Origin of the sequence: Tolypothrix sp. VBCCA 56010 (assembly GCF_050875635.1) — a bacterium.
GTDB lineage: Bacteria > Cyanobacteriota > Cyanobacteriia > Cyanobacteriales > Nostocaceae > Hassallia.
Genome location: NZ_JBPAOH010000084.1, coordinates 1 through 18,863, shown reverse-complemented (window position 1 = coordinate 18,863; position 18,863 = coordinate 1). Strand labels below are relative to the sequence as shown.

General features: G+C 40.4%; 14 protein-coding genes and 2 pseudogenes. 6 read left to right on the top strand and 10 right to left on the bottom strand.

Going from position 1 to position 18,863, the window contains the following annotated elements; genetic code table 11:
- Nucleotides 1–46: 46 nt before the first annotated feature.
- Nucleotides 47–235, bottom strand: coding sequence for a hypothetical protein (locus AABK37_RS24865; protein WP_432554195.1), 189 nt, complete (start codon nt 233–235; stop codon nt 47–49).
- A gap of 21 nt (nt 236–256) precedes the next feature.
- Nucleotides 257–1,162, bottom strand: a complete 906-nt coding sequence (gene lipA / locus AABK37_RS24860) for a lipoyl synthase (RefSeq protein WP_432554208.1) — start codon at nt 1,160–1,162, stop codon at nt 257–259.
- 108 nt (nt 1,163–1,270) lie between these two features.
- Between lipA and AABK37_RS24855 the strand changes: the two genes are divergently transcribed.
- The 3 genes from AABK37_RS24855 to AABK37_RS24845 all read left to right on the top strand — a co-directional run bounded on the left by AABK37_RS24855 (nt 1,271) and on the right by AABK37_RS24845 (nt 8,594).
- Complete coding sequence (locus AABK37_RS24855; RefSeq protein ID WP_432554194.1) at nt 1,271–1,705, top strand: hypothetical protein; 435 nt, start codon at nt 1,271–1,273, stop codon at nt 1,703–1,705.
- Nucleotides 1,706–1,772: 67 nt separating this feature from the next.
- Nucleotides 1,773–2,363: a response regulator gene (locus AABK37_RS24850; protein WP_432554193.1), complete on the top strand. Its 591-nt coding sequence runs from the start codon at nt 1,773–1,775 to the stop codon at nt 2,361–2,363.
- A gap of 624 nt (nt 2,364–2,987) precedes the next feature.
- Nucleotides 2,988–8,594 (top strand): trifunctional serine/threonine-protein kinase/ATP-binding protein/sensor histidine kinase, encoded by a 5,607-nt coding sequence (locus tag AABK37_RS24845; RefSeq protein ID WP_432554192.1) that lies wholly within the window; start codon nt 2,988–2,990, stop codon nt 8,592–8,594.
- Between the two features lie 46 nt (nt 8,595–8,640).
- Here AABK37_RS24845 and AABK37_RS24840 read toward each other — a convergent pair whose 3' ends face one another.
- Nucleotides 8,641–9,996 (bottom strand): cytochrome P450, encoded by a 1,356-nt coding sequence (locus AABK37_RS24840; RefSeq protein ID WP_432554191.1) that lies wholly within the window; start codon nt 9,994–9,996, stop codon nt 8,641–8,643.
- A gap of 137 nt (nt 9,997–10,133) precedes the next feature.
- A complete protein-coding gene (locus tag AABK37_RS24835; protein WP_432554190.1) occupies nt 10,134–11,120 on the bottom strand; it encodes a terpene synthase family protein in 987 nt (328 codons plus the stop codon).
- A gap of 1,028 nt (nt 11,121–12,148) precedes the next feature.
- Here AABK37_RS24835 and AABK37_RS24830 point away from each other — a divergent pair.
- The 3 genes and pseudogenes from AABK37_RS24830 to AABK37_RS24820 all read left to right on the top strand — a co-directional run bounded on the left by AABK37_RS24830 (nt 12,149) and on the right by AABK37_RS24820 (nt 13,990).
- The gene (locus AABK37_RS24830) at nt 12,149–12,307 is read left to right on the top strand and encodes a hypothetical protein (protein ID WP_432554189.1); all 159 of its coding nucleotides are present in this window, start codon (nt 12,149–12,151) and stop codon (nt 12,305–12,307) included.
- A gap of 58 nt (nt 12,308–12,365) precedes the next feature.
- Nucleotides 12,366–13,781 (top strand): annotated as a pseudogene (locus tag AABK37_RS24825) (protein kinase domain-containing protein); the annotation flags it as partial.
- A 50-nt stretch (nt 13,782–13,831) separates the two neighbouring features.
- Nucleotides 13,832–13,990 carry a four helix bundle protein gene (locus tag AABK37_RS24820; protein ID WP_432554207.1) on the top strand — a complete coding sequence of 53 codons (159 nt, stop codon included), beginning with the start codon at nt 13,832–13,834 and terminating at the stop codon, nt 13,988–13,990.
- Here AABK37_RS24820 and AABK37_RS24815 read toward each other — a convergent pair.
- From AABK37_RS24815 to AABK37_RS24790, 6 genes and pseudogenes are all read right to left on the bottom strand, one after another.
- Entirely contained in the window at nt 13,960–14,136 is a 177-nt protein-coding gene (locus AABK37_RS24815) for an alpha/beta hydrolase (RefSeq protein WP_432554188.1), read from the bottom strand. The genes AABK37_RS24820 and AABK37_RS24815 overlap by 31 nt on opposite strands.
- 21 nt (nt 14,137–14,157) lie before the next feature.
- Nucleotides 14,158–15,720 carry an NAD(P)H-quinone oxidoreductase subunit N gene (locus tag AABK37_RS24810; RefSeq protein WP_432554187.1) on the bottom strand — a complete coding sequence of 521 codons (1,563 nt, stop codon included), beginning with the start codon at nt 15,718–15,720 and terminating at the stop codon, nt 14,158–14,160.
- Nucleotides 15,721–16,030: 310 nt separating this feature from the next.
- Nucleotides 16,031–16,336 (bottom strand): RNA recognition motif domain-containing protein, encoded by a 306-nt coding sequence (locus AABK37_RS24805; RefSeq protein ID WP_039737105.1) that lies wholly within the window; start codon nt 16,334–16,336, stop codon nt 16,031–16,033.
- Between the two features lie 224 nt (nt 16,337–16,560).
- Nucleotides 16,561–17,141, bottom strand: a pseudogene (locus AABK37_RS24800) (DUF6745 domain-containing protein); the annotation flags it as partial.
- On the bottom strand, nt 17,129–18,325 hold the full coding sequence (locus tag AABK37_RS24795; protein ID WP_432554186.1) for an RNA-guided endonuclease InsQ/TnpB family protein: 1,197 nt from the start codon (nt 18,323–18,325) through the stop codon (nt 17,129–17,131). The pseudogene AABK37_RS24800 and the gene AABK37_RS24795, both read right to left, overlap by 13 nt.
- A gap of 252 nt (nt 18,326–18,577) precedes the next feature.
- A partial coding sequence (locus AABK37_RS24790) for a hypothetical protein (RefSeq protein WP_432554185.1) occupies nt 18,578–18,863 on the bottom strand: 286 nt, incomplete at its 5' end.

Below are 18,863 nucleotides of genomic sequence, written 5' to 3'. Positions count from 1 at the left end.
GTCTTCTTAACAAATAGCAAAGAGTCGTCATATTTAGCGACACTTATCAAAAATATTTTTGTGGATTTTGTACCCTAAAACAGCACCAGTCAACAAAATGTATCATTGGGCATTGGGAATGGGTAATGGGTAATGGGGAATGGGGAATGGGTAATAGAAAGAAATGTCCTCCTTGTCCCCCAAGTCGTCCTCCTTGTCCCCCTTCTCCCCCTCCCCCACTCTCCCACTCTCCCACTCTCTACACGGTCGTACTTAATCAAGGGCTTTCTCCGGCGTGGTAGGAACTGCGAACTAGAGGAGCAGAACGAACGTGGCTAAATCCCATATCTTGTGCTATAATGCCAAGCTCATCAAATTCTTTGGGTGTCCAATATTTTTGTACTGGCAGATGTTCTAAAGAAGGACGCATATACTGACCGATAGTCAGGCGATCGCATCGAACATTCCTCAGATCCGCCATTGTTTCGATGACTTCATCAATCGTTTCACCGTGTCCCAGCATCAAACCTGATTTGGTGGGAATTGTCGGCTGAATCTCTTTGACTAGAGAAAGTACCCTTAGTGAGCGATCGTACTTCGCACCTCGCCGCACAGGACCTTGCAACCGTCGCACCGTCTCAATATTGTGGTTGTAACAAGCAGGCTGCGCTTTCACAATCATTTCTATCCGTTGGCGTTGACCTTCTTCACCAGCACCCGCACCACCCCAAAAGTCAGGTGTCAGCACTTCGATTTGAGCTTCTGGGTTCAAAGCGCGGATAGTTTCCATTGTCTTCACAAAATGAAGTGCCCCTTGATCTGGCAAATCATCACGAGCGACAGAAGTTAATACCACATAACGCAATCCCAAAAGCTGCACCGATTCTGCTATTTTTTCCGGTTCTCTTGAGTCCACAGGCATCGGTGCATGACCTTTATCTACTTGACAAAAAGCGCAAGACCGCGTACATGTTGGACCCATGAGTAAAAAAGTTGCCGTTTTTTGGGCGTAGCATTCCCCGCGATTGGGGCAACGTCCTTCTTCGCAAATCGTGTGAATTTGGCGCTGCTTAATAATGCGTTGTACCGTCGAGAGTTCACTAGCTTTGCCAATCGGACGACGTAACCACGTTGGCATTGCCATAATTTCTGATTTAAGTTCGGCTGGTTGCGAAGAGGTCATAAATAATTCAAGGGCAATGGGCAATGGGCAATGGGCAATGGGCAATGGGCAATGGGCAATGGGCAATGGGAATAAAAAGAAGTTTCCGGATTTTTTGGACTATACCCCATGTCCCATGACGCGGTTGTGCTTCAAGTCGGCATCCCCGACGGCACGTGCGTGACTGCCGGGAAACCCTTGCGGCAGTCGCTCATGGGGGAAACCACGGCAGGTGCACGGCTGTCGGGAAACCCGCCCAACGCACTGCCTCCCCTTGGCGCTAGCCTCTCCCTTTGGGAGAAGACCGCGCTGCCTTACCAACGCACTGCCGATGGCGGACACACTGCTCAAGTCGGGCATTGCCCTTCCTGTGCAGGTGTCCTCCCCAACGCACTGGCTCCCCTATGCCCTATGCCCCATGCCCATTGCCCAATTCCCTATGATTTAAATATCACATTTACACTAATCTTACAAAACATCAGTATACGCTCTGTAAAATACCTAAATTATTGTCACTTCTCCCAGAAATTACTATCCCCCAATCAATATAAATGTCAGATATAGTGGGAAGATTCTCAACCTTAATTGGCACCGCCATCTCAACTTAAAGTTTCTGTTAGAGTAATCAGTCGTGGCAAGTAACAAGATTCTAGTTATCGATGACACTACAGTTGTCAGGGTGAAAGTACGGGAAATGTTGCCTCCGGGCAATTTTGAGGTACTGGAAGCAAAAGACGGCTTAGAAGGATTAAATTTCATTCGTCAGGAAAAACTCAGCCTGATTATGTTGGATTTCCTTTTGCCGAAAATGAGTGGCTGGGAAGTTTTCCAGCAGATTCAAGCTCAACCAGAATTAAGAAAGATTCCCTTGGTTCTTATGTCTGGTCGTAAAGAAGAGGTGACGGAGAAAATCCCCGAACCCTTTGAATATTTTGAGTTTCTCGGAAAGCCTTTTGACCAAAAGCAACTAATTGCCTCAATTAAGTTGGCGATGACAAAAGCTAAACAACCGCGTCCGGAACCAGCCTCGGTAGCAGCTGTTGCTGCGAAAAACGGAGCTGTAAATTCTAGTGCGATCGCTCCTGGCGGGTCTTTGACCATCGCTCCTAATGCCGAAATTGCTGCATTAAATGAGAAAATTGTCAAGATGCAAGCGGAAATTGATGGTTTAAAGAAACAGTTAACTCAAGTTGTGACTTTTATTAAACAGAAAATAAAATAGCGATCGTTTCTTTTCTCAAAACCTTCGTCGCTAAGGCTTTCACAAGATTGTTGCCATTTAGGAAAATCTCAAATCCGCTTTTAAATTTATTCAGCCTACCGATACCCTTAAGCAAAAGGTAAAGGTAGGCTTTTTATTGTTTAGACTACAAAAATCAGTTATACCAATTGACTAAATATACATAACAATCAGGACTCACGCAATCTGACAAAATCGCTTATTTGCGGTAATTCATGAATTACTGCTACTGTATAATGTGCCTCACAATTATTTTTACGTAAATCCTAACAATTTAACTTAATTAGTAAAAAATTTAAACAGCCAAAAATAATGTTTATTACTTAAAAAATATTATCTAGTATTGTTATATGTACCTCTAAATTACTTCCTTTTTAAATATTTAAATCAATCAAACAAATCTTTTTTTTGGACATTTGCCAGATTTGCGCTTGATTATACGGAAAAAATCAGCTTGATGAGGCTTCAAATATCAATTTTTTTAAATATTAGTTATTAACTATGAAAACATGCAAAATATCAAAACTTTTCTGGTAAATAATGATAAGAAGAGCCCTAAAATGGGAAGACTAACACATAGAAACAAAATAAAGAGAATAAGCTGCGATGGTGGCATTATTAGATACATTATTTACCTTAATTGGGTATCGCTTCACTGAGCAAATTTACTCAGGTAGTAAAACTATAGTTTGTCGTGGCATCAGAGAACAAGACCAAAAGCCAGTCATTATCAAACTGATGCGGAATGAATATCCTACCTTCAATGAAATTGCCCAATTCCGTAATCAATACACAATCAGCAAAAATCTCAACCTGACTGGTATAGTCAAACCTTATGAATTGGAAACCTACCGCAACGGCTATGCCTTAATATTAGAAGATTTTGGCGGTATTTCCCTTAAAGATGCGTTATTGTTTAAATCTGAAGAGGGAAAAAATCCGAATTTTCTCGATCTGTTTTTTCATATCGCCATAGAAATTACTTCAACTCTTGAAGGAATGCATCGCAATCGCGTCATTCATAAAGATATTAAACCCGCCAACATCCTAATTAACCCAAGCACCCTAGAAGTAAAACTCATCGACTTTAGTATAGCCTCACTTTTGCCAAGAGAAATTCAATTTATCACCAATCCCAACGTCTTAGAAGGTACTTTGGCTTACATTTCTCCTGAACAAACCGGACGAATGAACCGAGGTATAGATTATCGCAGTGACTTTTATTCCCTTGGTGTCACCTTTTTTGAACTCCTCACAGGCAAATTACCTTTCATCACCGCTGACTCAATGGAGTTAGTTTACTGTCACATTGCCAAACAATCACCAAAAGCAAACTCAATTAACCCCAATATTCCCCCCATATTGTCGGAAATTATTAGCAAGTTGATGGCAAAAAATGCCGAAGACCGCTATCAGAGTGCTTTGGGGTTAAAGCATGACTTAGAACTGTGCAGGCAGCAATGGCAAGAGACAGGAAATATAGCATTCTTCGAGTTAGCACAAGAGGACATCTGCGATCGCTTCCTCATTCCCGAAAAACTCTATGGTCGTCAACGTGAAATTAAAATTTTACTCGCTGCAATTGATCGCGTCATCAGTGGAACCACGGAAATGATATTAGTCGCCGGTTCCTCTGGTATTGGCAAAACAGCTGTTATCAACGAAGTTCATAAACCTATCGTTCGGCAGCGCAGTTACTTCATCAAAGGCAAATTTGACCAGTTTCAACGAGACATTCCCTTATCAGCATTAGTGCAAGCCTTTCGCGATTTAATCGGTCAACTGCTAAGTGAAACTGATGCCCAAATTGAATATTGGAAAATTAAAATTCTCTCAGTACTGGGTGAACAAGGTCAAGTCATTACTGATGTAATTCCCGAACTCGAAAGCATTATTGGTAGGCAACAACCAGTTACTGAACTTTCTGGCAATGCTATTCAAAATCGTTTCAATTTATTGTTTCAAAAGTTTATCCGTGTCTTTACCACAAAAGACCATCCTTTAGTAATTTTTCTGGATGATTTGCAATGGGCAGATAGTACCTCTTTGAAATTTATTGAATTATTAATGGGCGAAACCGCAACAGTAAATCAAAATCCTTCTTTGTCTTCTCTCCTTTTAGGCGAAACAAATAAAGATAGAGAAACCGATGGTGGTCTACTGCTGATTGGCGCTTATCGGGATAATGAAGTTGACAAAGCACATCCGCTTGAGTTGACAATCAAACAAATTGAACTTTCCCAAGCAACCATTAATACTATTACTCTAGAGCCATTAAATCAGGGTGATTTAAATCTATTGATTGCTGATACCATGCGTTGTGAAGAAAAAGTTGCTATCCCTCTCACGCAAATGGTATTTGCTAAAACCAAAGGCAATCCATTTTTTACCCATCAATTTATCAAGTGTTTGCATAGTGATGGACTAATTGAATTTAACTTTGAACTCGGTTATTGGCAGTGCGATATTCCTCAGGTAAAAGCATTAGCTCTCACAGATGATGTAGTAGAGTTTATGGCACTACAACTAATGAAGTTGCCATCACATACTCAAAAAGTATTGAAACTTGCTGCATGTATTGGTAACGAATTTGATTTAAAAACTCTTACTATTATTCATGAAGAATCTGCCGTAGATACAGCGTCAGACTTGTGGCAAGCATTAATTGAAGGACTTGTTTTTCCTCAAGCTGAATTTTACAAGTTTTTTGACAAAGATGCTAATAGTCAGAAGGCAATAAATCATGAGAAAGAATTAAGCTTACCTAAATATAAATTTGTACACGACCGGGTGCAGCAAGCGGCTTATTCTTTGATTCCAGAAGATAATAAGCAATCAATTCACTTAAAAATTGGCGAACTTCTGTTAAGAAATATTCCAGTAGCCGAACAGGAAGAAAAGATTTTTGATTTAGTCAATCAGTTTAATATGGCACTGCCATTAATCACTTTACAGGATGAACGTGATGGATTGGCAAGAATGAATTTGATTGCTGGACGTAAAGCTTTGGCATCAATGGCTTATCTAGCTGCGGTTAAATATTTAACTACTGGAATTGAACTATTAACAGATGATAGTTGGGAGAGAAAATATGACCTAGCTCTAGGTTTGTATGAAACAGCAGCAGAGGCAACGTACTTGGGTGGAGACTTTGAACAAACAGAGCAATTAGCAGAGGTAGTGTTAACACGAGCGAAAACATTACTAGAGAAAGTAAAAGTTTATGAAGTGAAAATTCAAGCTTATGGAGCGCAGAACCAAGCATTAATAGCAGTCAATACTGCGCTAATAGTTTTGAAGCAATTAGGGGTAGAGTTTCCTGAGAATCCAAGCCAATCTGATGTTCAGCTAGCAATGGCAGAAATAGCATCAGCTTTGACAGATAGGAGCATTGAAGACTTAATTAACCTGCCGGAGATGACGGAACGCTATCCTCTGGAAGCTATGCGTATTCTATCTAGTACAATTGGTCTTGCCTATCAAGCTGTTCCTGAATTATTCCCACTAATTCTTTTTAAACAGATTAATTTATCGCTCCAACATGGCAACGCTCCCCTGTCTGCTTTTGCCTATGTAAGTTATGCAGTAATACTCTGTGGGGTAGTGGGAGACATTGAGTCTGGCTATCAATTTGGTAAACTGGCTGAAACTTTGTTAGCTAAGTTCAATGCTAAAGAAGTAAAAGCTAAGATTATAGAGGTATTTAATGCTACTATCCGGCATTGGAAGGAGCCTGCCAGAGAAGTATTAAAACCTTTGTTAGAGGCTTACTCTGCCGGACTGGAAACGGGAGATTTAGAATTTGCAGCCTATGCTCTTCACAATTATTCTTACTGTTCATATTTTATTGGTAGAGAACTAACAGGGCTTGACCAGGAAATGGCAACTTACAGCAATGTGATCGCTCAAATGAAGCAAGAAACAGTATTTAACTGGAGTATTATCTATCGGCAGAGTGTATTAAACTTACTAGGCTCTAAGGAAAATTATTGTTATTTAATCGGTGAAGTTTACAACGAGCAGGAAATGCTGGCGACTCACCTTGAAGCGAATGATGGAATGGGACTTTTATATTTATATCTTGCTAAACTATATCTGTGTTATCTATTTCAAGAGTTTCAACAAGCACTTGAAAATGCCACTCTGGCTGAGAAGTATTTAGATGGCGGCATAGGACAGCTAGTTTACCCAATTTTTCATTTTTTTGATTCACTAACTAGGCTAGCAGTGTATCCTAATGTCGGGGAATCTGAACAAAAACAAATTCTGAAAAAAGTAGCTGAAAATCAAACCAAGATGCGGCATTGGGCAAATCATGCCCCAATGAATTATCTGCATAAATTTTATTTGGTAGAGGCAGAACGGCATCGGGTCGGGGGTGAATATTTAGAAGCAATGGATGATTACGATCGCGCTATTACCAATGCCAAAGAAAACGAGTACATTAATGAAGAAGCTCTCGCTCACGAACTTGCTGCTAAATTCTATTTAGAATGGGGCAAACAAAAGATTGCTGCAACCTACCTCACTGATGCCTACTATTGCTACGTCCGCTGGGGAGCATTAGCGAAAGTTGAAGATTTGCAAAAACGCTATGCTCAATTACTTGCTCCGATTATCCAGCAAGAACAACTTAGCTTTCATCCCAACGAAAAAAGCACCGCTTCTATTGGCATATCATTATCTGTTCCTAACACTCAAGAAACTGTTATTAGTAATACCAGCATCTCACAAATGCTAGACTTAGGGTCTGTTATTAAAGCTTCTCAAGCACTCTCTGGGGAAATTGAGCTAGAGCAACTGCTTTCTACCTTAATAACAGTTGTGATGGAGAATGCAGGAGCCTCTAAGTGTGTTCTGATTTTGAGCGAAGGAGATAATTTAGATTTAACTGTCACCGCAGTCGGTTCTAGTTCAAATGAAGCACCTATTTCTACAAAGTTTCCATCAGTTCATTTAGAGTCTAGTTCTGATATTCCTGTTACTTTAATTAATTACGTCAAACGCACAAAGGAAATCTTTGTCATTGATGATGCTAAGACTGTTAACTTTTTAATAGGCGATCGCTACATTGTTCGTCAGCAACCCAAGAGCCTTTTGTGTATCCCAATTATCAATCAAGGCAAGTTACTTGGCATTCTTTATCTAGAAAATAATTTAACGACGCAAGCATTTACACGCGATCGCGTAGAAATTCTCAAACTCCTCACCACTCAAGCCGCAATTTCTCTAGAGAATGCCATCCTATATAAAAATTTGGCACAAGCTAATGAAAACTTGGAGGAATACAGCCATACTTTAGAGGAGAAAGTAGAGGAAAGAACGCAAGAACTTAGCCAAATAAATCAAAGTTTGCAACAAGCACTTTCAGAATTGAAAAATACCCAAACCCACTTGATTCAAACTGAAAAAATGTCGAGTTTGGGACAAATGGTAGCAGGAATTGCCCATGAAATCAATAACCCGATTAACTTTATTCATGGCAATATTTCTCACGCTAGTGGTTATGTTCAAGACTTACTAGATTTGATTACTATCTATCAGCAGGAATATGCCAATCCCTCCCCTGTTCTTGAAGAAAAAGCAGAAGAATTAGACCTAGATTTTCTTATAAAAGACTTGCCAAAACTTCTAGATTCAATGAAAGTTGGTAGTTCGCGTATTCGGAATATTGTATTGAGCTTACGCAACTTCTCTCGCTTAGATGAATCGGAAATGAAGCCTGTAGATATTCATGAGGGAATTGACAATACCCTGATGATTTTGCAGCACCGACTCAAGGAAAAGAGCGATAGCCCGGAAATTGAAGTTATTAAAGAATACGGACAACTACCGTTGGTTAGTTGTTACGCCGGTCAACTCAATCAAGCTTTTATGAATATCCTCAGTAATGCGATCGATGCTTTACAACAGTCAAATGACAATGCGATCGCCACTGACCGCAAGGTAGGACAAATTCGCATTCGCACATCTCTAGTAGATTCTAATACCTTGAGGATTCAAATTGCTGATAATGGTCATGGCATGAGTGACAAGGTGCGTCAGAAAATCTTTGACCCATTTTTTACCACTAAACCGATAGGAAGTGGTACGGGGTTGGGGTTGTCAATTAGCTATCAGGTTGTAGTTGACAAGCACAAAGGTAAGTTAACCTGTGATTCCACCCCTGGAAAGGGAACTGAGTTTGTAATTGATATTCCCCTGCGACAGTGAGATGCTTAGACTATGAGGCGGGTGCAGTTGCCATAGTCGCTCTTGACTATTGCCGCGCACGCTGCCCTTTAATTACCATCTTGACTCCATTGGCAGGTGCAAGCAAAAAGGTTCGACGCTGAAGTTTCTCTGGTAGCCGATTTGCTAGCACTAGTTGATAACGTGACAAAATAGTAGCCAATACCAGCTTCATTTCAAACTGAGCCAAAGCCTGACCAATACAACTACGAGCACTACTGCCAAAGGGGAGAAATTCATAGGCAGAAAATTGGCGTTCTAAAAAGCGCTCAGGCTTAAATTGATTAGGTTCTGGATATAAATCCTCACGGCGATGAGTCAGATATATCGAGCTAACGACTACTGTACCAGGCTCTAAAGGATGTCCCATTATTTTAATAGGTTCTTGTACTACCCTAGGTAATGTCAGCATTACAGAGGGATGAATCCGCATAGTTTCATTACAGACGGCGCTAAGATAAGGCAGGCGGAAAATAGTCATAGGGTCTGGTGAATCACCAAGAGTATCGAGTTCTTGGATTAATTTTTGATGCACTTCCGGCTTTTGATGAATCCAATACAATGCCCAAGCCATTGTAGTTGCCGTAGTTTCATTTCCAGCAATCATCATGAGCATCAACTCATCACGCAACTCATCATCTGTCATCATATTTCCCGCTTCATCCCGAGCTGACATCAGCAATGAAAGGATGTCGATGCGATTGGGATTGGGTTTTTCGTGGCGTTCAGCAATTTCAGCGTGGACTAACTCATGAATTGAAGACCGTAGCCGCACAAACCTTCCCCAAGGAGTCCAACCTCCCAAATCCTTTTGTAGGAAAGAGAATAAGAGGAAGCTAGAATTGAGCGGTGACTGAAATAAATCCATCAACAACGCCCATAAATTTTTAAGTTGTTGGTAACGTTCTCCCTCATACAAGCCAAAAACAGCCTGTAAAATCACTTGCAAGGCAATCTCCTGCATAGTGTTGCGAGCTAAAAAGGGCTGGTCTAGCGGTAATTGACTATAAATCTGTTCGGTAAGATTACAGATCAAAGAACCGTAAGCTTGCATCCGCTCTCCATGAAACGGAGGCATCAAAAGCTGTCGCCGCCGTTTGTGTTGCTCACCGTCAAGCGTAAGCAGTGAATAATCTCCCACTAAAGGTTGCACAATTTTGTTTAGCTCACCGACGGCTATAAGCTTCTTTTTATCGTTGGTTAAAAGTTCCTGGTTTCCCTGAGGATGGTTAACGCATACCATCGTGTCGCCAAAACCTACCACATTAGCAGTAAAAATGTCAGGATGTTCCTGGACTGCGCTTTCCATAAAACCCACAGGATCGACAGCCCATTGCAGCTTTTGTAGAAAAGAGGGTTTTTTCAGAGTATTGGGTAGTTGCATATAATTTTTCCTCCAGAATTCATGTTTATATCCCACCCCAAGTTATAGAGTAATACTAAAGCTAATATTCAGTGAAGTAGAGAAATTTTGATTATAACTATGAGGTGGAATTTTTTGGTTTGAAAGTAGCAGTTAGCTTAACATGTAACTAGTTCTAGACTTTCTTTTAATTCCAGCCTTTCTACAATCTGATAGCGAGCAGTAAGAGAATACCAATCGAGATTACCACGTATCCAAGCGTGCATACCTAATATATATTTTTCTAGCTCAATATCGACATCTTCTCCAAAAGATGGAATAGATGCTTCTAAATTAATCAAGTTTCTTACTTCTTGGTCGTGCATTTCAGCAGCAGATTTAATTGCTTGCTCTAAAGTAACTTGCTGCTGATAATGTATTACAAATACTAGATTGTGAATATGACCAGTTGCCATTTCCCTTAATACGGAGAAGATATCATTAGACCACCCAAGAAGATTATTTGTCATCTTGTTTATTTCTTTAAAGACGTTCTGGTTTCGTAAAAAATCGGGAATTCTTAAGTTATCGCAAAGTTCAACTAATGGAAGGGCAACATCTGCGCCTGCGCTTAACCTACGCATTTGAATATAAGTGTCAGCATCGGGTACAATACCCTCTAAGCGGTTGTTTGCTTCTTCAACACATCCACGTAAGTAGTTCTCAAAGCCGCAGATAAAATAATGTAACCATTTTACGCTCGCTTTTTGGAGCATTCGTTCTCGTAAGTTACTTAAGGCATGACTGAGCGGTATATCCTTGCTTGTGAGTTCCGCTCCATTCAATATTTCTATAAATCTCTTGTGAAAAGCCTTTAGCAATTCAGGTTGTTTTTTCAACTCCGACAGATCGCATTGGTCATCCCAAATAAATAGCCAGCTCAACCAATCATTTCCAATCTTCAGTTCTTCAAGTTGGCAGTAAGGATATGTACTAGCTGCCATTAAAAAAAACTTTGATTTGTAGAAGCGTTGATAAACTGATTCGTTTGTCAATAGTTTGAAATGCAACACCCATTCTACAGCATAATCCTCTAGAACATCAGCATACTTATTGATTCGAGATGGAAATGGGCAATATAATTCAGGAAAAATAAATTCGTTCATAAAAACTCCAGGAGTCAAAGGGAAACACACTAGGAAAGGAAACACAATAAATTGACTTCTTGTTAATGCTTGGCAGATAACAGTTCGCTCTTTACAATTGAAAATCCCAAAAACTGGTATTATCAATTGTGGATCTCCAAAATTGAAATCCTGGCAACGCACCATCTGACTTAGCCACAACATAAGTTCACAAAAACTGAACCTAATTTGAAGAAATATTTGTTCATCTCTGCAAAACTCATTACAAGAAAGAAACGCAGAGAAGACAAACTAATCTTTTTAGGTTTATGCTTTTGTATGTCAAATTTTAGGTAATAGAATAGGGCTAACTATTACCTCTTGTTCTCACTGAATGCGAGAATTTGTTTTATATTTATTGCCCAATATTTCAATGATTCAATTTTGACCTAAATCAACTACACCGCATTTTGTGAGCGCGTAAAACTGAGCGTTTATGCTGCTAAATGTGGTGTTTGAATCTCAAAAGTTCTTTGATTTAATTCTAATGTTTTTATTAAAAAAAGTATCCGTAATTAAGCTGAATTGTAAAGTTAATTTCACATTTAAATATACATTGTTACATTAAAGACATATACTGAAACATAGTATTTGATAGAAAGTATTACAGTTTTTCTCAGAATCACTACTGTTTGTTTCAGAACAAAAGTGCGATCGCCAAAATTTTTTTGACTGAAAAAGCCTGATTTCAAATGGTTACGGCTGTTTACAACAATTGAAAACGCCAACTTTAAAGTTTACTTAACTTTACAATTTCATGTTAAACAAATTACAATTTAACTTAATATATTTAACTAAATATCAAAATTCCCTGACATATATGCCAAAGAAAATGTTTTGTCATTTAACAAAACAAGAGAATGTGTAACCTAAGATTTACAAATTTTCTACCTATTTACAGATGCGAGGGTATGTAACACCCCTAAGAAATAAATTTAACATGAAGCAAATATGAGATTAAATACAAGCAAAGATAATCCTAATTGATGATGACAAATTAACCAAACTTGATGTATAGCATTAACTACAAGCTAAAAAAAGAGCGTAGACGCTGCATCGGTGAGGCAGTCGCAGACAAGCGCGGTTTCCGTCGGTTAACCAGAATGCGCGATCGCTCTTTCAAATCGTTAGATAGTGAAAATTGGTGTGGGTTTGGGAAAACTGAGTGAACAGGACAACCTTTAAGTTGCTTTGGTTCTTAGTTGCACTCAACACCCAGGTATAAACATGACAAACATCAATATTTCTCTTCCTGGCTATCGCATCCTTGAGTTTATCTACTCCGGCAATAGAACCTTAGTTTATCGCGGACTGCGGGAGTGCGATCGCCAACCTGTCATCATCAAACTGCTGAATAGCGAATATCCCAGTTTCAGCGAACTGGTGCAATTCCGCAACCAATATACTATTGCCAAAAATCTTAATATTCCTGGTATCGTCAAAGCCTACAACTTAGAAACCTACCGCAACAGCTATGCACTGGTGATGGAGGATTTTGGCGGTATTTCCCTCAAGGAGTGGAAAGTAGGGAAATCTGATTCTTTAAGTGAATTTTTGCACATAGCGATTCAAATTGTCTCGGCTTTAGAAGGACTGCATCGCGTACACCCGGAGGGGGTTGTCGCTAGACATCGCATTATTCATAAAGACATCAAACCCGCGAATATTTTGATTAACACGGATTCAGGTGAAGTTAAACTGATCGACTTTAGCATAGCCTCTCTTTTGCCTAGAGAATTTCCGGAAATTCAAAATCCCAACATTCTCGAAGGTACTCTCGCTTATCTTTCTCCCGAACAAACCGGACGGATGAACCGAGGTATTGATTACCGCAGCGATTTTTATTCGCTTGGTGTCACTTTTTTTGAACTCCTCACCGGACAGTTACCATTTACTTCTAACGATCCGATGGAGTTAGTTCACTTTCATATTGCCAAGCTTGCACCTTTAGTTGAAGACTTGAATGCATCTATTCCGCACATTTTGTCTTTAATCGTCAACAAGCTGATGGCGAAAAATGCCGAAGATCGCTATCAAAGTGCTTTCGGGTTAAAGTATGATTTGCAAGTATGCTTAAAGCAGTGGCAAGAGACTGGAAATATTGCCAACTTCGAGTTAGGAATGCGGGATGTATGCGATCGCTTCGTCATTCCCGAAAAACTCTATGGTCGTGATAAAGAAGTCGCCACTTTATTAACAGCATTTGACCGAGTATGTAGGGGCGAAATTACTCCACCCGGAGAAAATTCGACAGAAATCTCAAATCACGCCACATGCTTCAACGGAGGTTCCCAAATTGAACTAATGCTAATAGCAGGATCTTCTGGTATTGGCAAAACTGTTGTTGTTAACGAAGTCCACAAACCCATCGTCAAACAGCGGGGTTACTTCATCAAAGGTAAATTTGACCAATTCCAACGTTACATTCCCTTTTTTGGATTTGTCCAAGCATTTCAAGATTTAATCGAACAATTGCTAGGTGAAAATAATACCCAAATCGCCGCCTGGAAAACTAAAATTATGACAGCATTAGGCGAAAATGGTCAAGTAATTATTGATGTTATCCCCGAACTCGAACGCATCATTGGCAAGCAATCCACTGTTCCTGAATTATCGGGAAGTGCAGCACAAAATCGGTTTAATTTCAGGGGCGAGGACGTTATAATTATCAAGATAGTCGGCGTTTTCTAAAAATTGCCAGAGGTTCTTTGTATGAAACAATTAATTGGTTGAGACTAGCTTATGCTCGTCAGTTGTTAACCAATGAACAGGTAAGCAAGTTTAAACCAATCCTTGACGAACTACCACCTAAATTAAACGCTTACCTAAATTCTATAGGAAATAGGGAATAGGGAATTGGGAATTGGCAATTGGTAATTGGTAATTGGTAATTGGGAATAGGTAATTGGGAATAGGTAATTGGGAATTGGTAATAGTGATGTGCGTTTCTTCCTATTACCCATTCCCCATTCCCCACTCCCCATTCCCCATTACCCATTACCCATTCCCCATTCCCGATTTACAACTTTTCTGGCTGCTCAGAATTAACAGCACTTACCTGAGCTTTAACAACCATTCCTGGTTGCAAAAATGGAGTATTAGCAACGGAATTGTTAGCCAAGGTAAACAAGGGATTTGACAAAATACCCGCGATAGAAGTCGCGATTAAAGTTACTATCAAACCTACTTGCAAAGGTCTAAATCCAGGTAAATTCCAACGCACTTCCGGATAATTCTTCACCGCGTCGGACATTTCTTGAGGTTCTTTGACTACCATCATTTTGACTACGCGAATGTAGTAGTAGATGGAAACAACGCTGGTAACTAAACCTAGCAAGACTAGCCAGTAAAGCCCAGCTTGCCAACCAGCCCAGAAGATGTAAATTTTGCCAAAGAATCCCGCTAGCGGTGGAATTCCACCCAAGGAAAGCAAGGAAATACTTAATCCCAGAGTTAGCAGTGCATCTTTTTGATACAAGCCTGAGTATTCGGCGATCTGGTCGGTTCCCGTCCGCAGCGAAAAGAGAATCACGCAAGTAAAGCCGCACAGGTTCATAAACAGGTAAACCAGCATGTAAAAAATCATACTGGAATATCCCGCTTGCGTGCCAGTAATCAAGCCAATCATCACAAACCCGGCTTGGGCAATAGATGAATAAGCTAGCATCCGTTTCATGCTGGTTTGGGCGAGGGCAACTACGTTACCCAAAATCATACTCAGAACCGCGAGGGCAATGAAGACGAATCTCCACTCGTTTACAGCTAGGGGGAAGACTGTTGTTAGCAAGCGGATGGCTAGAGCAAATCCGGCGGCTTTGGAACCGACAGATAAAAAGGCAATCACAGGTGTGGGAGCGCCTTCGTAAACGTCTGGTGTCCACTGGTGGAAGGGCGCGGCGGAGATTTTGAAGCCAATACCTGCGATCGCGAAAACCAGCGAAATCACCAAACCTAAAGATTGACCAAAATTCGCTGTGGCAATACCCGACGCGATCGCACTAAATTCTGTTTGTCCGCCCGATAACCCATACAGCAGCGAAACACCATACAAAAATACTGCTGTACTTGAGGCGCCAATCAACAGGTATTTTAGCGCCGCTTCATTCGAGCGAGTGTCACGCTTGGTATAACCTGTGAGCAAATAAGAGGAGATACTCAGGGTTTCTAAGGAGATGAAAGTCATCACCAACTCATTTGCCCCAGAGAGAAACATCCCTCCGAGGGTAGCTGTGAGCAAAATAGCGATGAATTCTGCTAAAGCGGTGCCACTCTGCTCAACGTAGCGAATTGACATCAGAATGGTAACGATCGCAGACAAAGCAACAATCCCGCGAAAGACGATGCTGAGATCGTCGCCGTTAAAGCCACCGCTAAACGAGATGGGATTGACATTATCCCATTGAAAATATAGAGCGACGATGGAGCTAAATAAACCTGCGATCGCCAGATATCCAATCCAGCGTGCGGATGTACGCCCCAAAATCAAGTCAACAATCAAAACCGTCATCAGGGTGATTATCACAATCCCCTCTGGCAGTATTGTTCCAGCATTTAACGCTGATGCAAGATTAGCAAAATCCATGATATGTATAGGTTTTGGCGATTAGACATTCAGGCTAACTCTGTTCACTCTAGCAATTTTCGCGCCCTCAGTTGCATAAAAAATGGCGGCATTGCATATTGGCGGCATGAACAGACGTGACGATCGAACGTCTCTACGGCTGTCTAATTAAATTATGTTGAAATTTACCTTTGGTAATTCAAAAATAAAAATAACAATAAGCAGTTCAGTTTTCTGCTGAACTGCTTGTTTTAGACTAAATTAGGCTTGACAAAAGCATCGAAATGCTTTCAGCAATATTTGTTACGTTTGCCAGAAATGACTTAAAGACTTAATAGCGTCTGTTGCCTCTGTCCCAATTGCCACCGCCACCGCCGCCACGAGAACTTTTCTCCTCGCGTGGTCTTGCTTTGTTAACTTTCATTGCGCGCCCCATCCATTCTGCACCATCCAAAGCTGCGATCGCAGCGTCTTCTGCCGCTGATGATTCCATTTCTACGAAACCAAAGCCGCGTGCGCGACCTGTTTCTCTATCTGTGGGTAATTGAACCCGGCTAACGGTGCCGTATTCTGAAAATACTTTACTGAGGTCGTCTTCTGTGACGCTGTAGGACAGGTTCCCTACGTAAATTGACATGAAATTCTCCAAAATCCATTGATGCAGATATGTTCATTCGGAGAGGTGCCTGCAATTATTACTAAAAACAAGATCCGTATCGCCGAACTCACTTCATTTCGATTTTATCCTAACATAAGTTCTTTATAAGAAAGGGTATATCTGCCCATTTATGTTAATTTTTAGTAAAATGTATTACATGTCACTAAATTTATAATTTTTTTATATTATTCACTCGTTCAAAATCAGGTTTGGTGTTGAAATTCGTCTGGATCGATTTCCCAATTTATCCACCGAATCGCCTCACGAGCAGATTGTGTATCAGGTGGAACACGCAAAGCATGAATAAATCCCGTACTAGGGCAGGTCATTTTTAATAAATAAATTGGCTCGTCGTCAACATCTGCATTAATTTTTAATAAAGTGTATTCACCCCAAGCATCTAATTCTATCGCTTGTAATTCGCTGGCTATTCGGTCATAACCAATACCTTGAATTAGCACTCGTCGCAGTTCGGCATTATTTTCTGATAAAAGCCATTGAGATTCCCAAGAGTGGGATGGATTTTACCATATTTTTCCGGTAAAGTTACACTGTGATGAGAATAGAGGCTGTATCCATCGGCAAATTGTATTGCTGGTTTTCCCTCTGCGTGCAGGCGATTTTGGTTGTCGAAGAGAAGATGAATCGGGCGATCGCATACTATACAAATTTTTTCGTAAGGTAAAATCCAGCTGCATTCTTTGACTAGTGACTGCAATGCAAGCCATTTTATTCGATCATAAGAGCAATTTAAGACCGAAATATAAAAATCTAACAAACCGCAACACCCATAGATTTTTTACGTCCTGGTTGTTTTGGTCTTACACCCCCTCCAAGGGCAGAAGCGCTAGTTCCTAACGCCCAAAGTCGCAATCCTTCATTTCTAATATTTATTGCAGCATTGATATCTCTGTCATGCTGTTTATTGCAGTGAGGACAATCTACAAACCTTACGCCCAATGAATCATAACCATGTTGCAGTATTGGGATTGGTAGTAGAGTCTCGCTACAAAGCTGAGAAGATGGGAAGAAACGACCAATTTCAAGATAGGTGTGACCAAATTTCTCAGCTTTGTATTTGAGCATGGTTTGAAACATTCCCCATCCTTGGTCTGATATTGATTTTGCCAAGTTGGGATTTTTAACCATGTTCTTCACTGCCAAATCTTCTACACAAATAACTTGGTTTTCGTATGCTATTTGGCGAGATAGCTTGTGTATAAAATCTTCTCTTACTCTAGCTATTTTGCTAGATACTTTAGCTAATGAACGTTTAGCTTTGTGACGTTTTTTAGATGTTTTATCTGTCTTTCTAGCTAATTTATTTTGTTTACGTTTTCTATTTTTTTCTAACTTTGCTAATTGCTTTTTAGGTAGCTCATATTTTGAGCCCTCAGAAGTTATAGCAAAGTTTTTCAATCCCAAATCAACCCCAATAGCTTCTCTAATTGCAACTACTGGTTTATCCTCTTGGTTAAAAAGAATAGATGCGTAGTATTTCCCATCTGCATTTCTTGATATTGTTGCAGTCGTAAATTTTGCATCCGGCAGATGTTTATGAAACACGGTTTTCATTATCCCCAAACTACCAGGAAATTTAATCACAGAATCCTCTGATATCAGCTTCACATTTTGGGGATATTGAATCGATTGCTTGCCATGTTTAGATTTAAAGTTAGGGAATTTAGCGCGTCCTTCAAAAAAGTTGACAAACGCACTTGAAAGGTTGAATGTGACTCTTTGCAACACTTGACTATACGCAAGTCCTAACCATTCATATTCTTTCTTTAACTCAGGGAGCAATTTATCCATCGCAGCTTTGGAAAGACCTTTTCCTGTTTCTTTGTATGCGGTAGTCGTGGCATTAAGCATATAATTCCACAACCATCGAGTATTACCAAAACATTGAGAGAGATAAGATTCTTGCTCATCAGTAGGATAAATTCTAACTTTAACTGCTCTATACATGATATCGACCTTACCGTGTTTATTTATTCATGATAACATATATCTTGATAGTTGTGTTATCCAAAACAAAATATTCTGCTCGTCTCGTTGTCGTAGTCTTTCCCATTTTCGCTACGCTCAAATATGGTCAGACTACACTCCTCGTCTCACGCGCAATTCATGAGGCAACGCTTTGGGTGGGTTTCCGACTTGTAGCGACTGCCGTCTAGACACTGACGTGGGTACAGGTTCAGTGTGAGCCTTCTTGCTGTTTTAGGTAAAATCCCACTTTGCTCTTGCTCTCAAATTTGATTTAATTTCGGCACAATCTCTGAGGAGTGGGGAATGGGTAATGGGGAATGGGTAATGGGGAATGGGTAATGGGGAATGGGGAATGGGGAATGGGTAATGGGGAATGGTAATAATTCTTTCCCTTTCACGGCAGATGCTCCACTTGGGGAGACCCCAAGACCGCACTGCCTCCCCTTTCGCCTTTCCCCCTCTTAAAAAAGCCCCTTGTCCCCCCCTCCCCCACTCCCCCCCTCCCCCCACTCCCCCT

What these genes read in the sequence shown, in the direction of transcription:
- lipA (WP_432554208.1), bottom strand. Translation starts at nt 1,162, where the DNA reads ATGACCTCTTCGCAACCAGCCGAACTTAAATCAGAAATTATGGCAATG.
- AABK37_RS24855 (WP_432554194.1), top strand. Translation starts at nt 1,271, where the DNA reads ATGTCCCATGACGCGGTTGTGCTTCAAGTCGGCATCCCCGACGGCACG.
- AABK37_RS24845 (WP_432554192.1), top strand. Translation starts at nt 2,988, where the DNA reads ATGGTGGCATTATTAGATACATTATTTACCTTAATTGGGTATCGCTTC.
- AABK37_RS24840 (WP_432554191.1), bottom strand. Translation starts at nt 9,996, where the DNA reads ATGCAACTACCCAATACTCTGAAAAAACCCTCTTTTCTACAAAAGCTG.
- AABK37_RS24835 (WP_432554190.1), bottom strand. Translation starts at nt 11,120, where the DNA reads ATGAACGAATTTATTTTTCCTGAATTATATTGCCCATTTCCATCTCGA.
- AABK37_RS24830 (WP_432554189.1), top strand. Translation starts at nt 12,149, where the DNA reads ATGTATAGCATTAACTACAAGCTAAAAAAAGAGCGTAGACGCTGCATC.
- AABK37_RS24815 (WP_432554188.1), bottom strand. Translation starts at nt 14,136, where the DNA reads ATGGGTAATGGGGAATGGGGAGTGGGGAATGGGGAATGGGTAATAGGA.
- AABK37_RS24810 (WP_432554187.1), bottom strand. Translation starts at nt 15,720, where the DNA reads ATGGATTTTGCTAATCTTGCATCAGCGTTAAATGCTGGAACAATACTG.
- AABK37_RS24805 (WP_039737105.1), bottom strand. Translation starts at nt 16,336, where the DNA reads ATGTCAATTTACGTAGGGAACCTGTCCTACAGCGTCACAGAAGACGAC.
- AABK37_RS24795 (WP_432554186.1), bottom strand. Translation starts at nt 18,325, where the DNA reads ATGTATAGAGCAGTTAAAGTTAGAATTTATCCTACTGATGAGCAAGAA.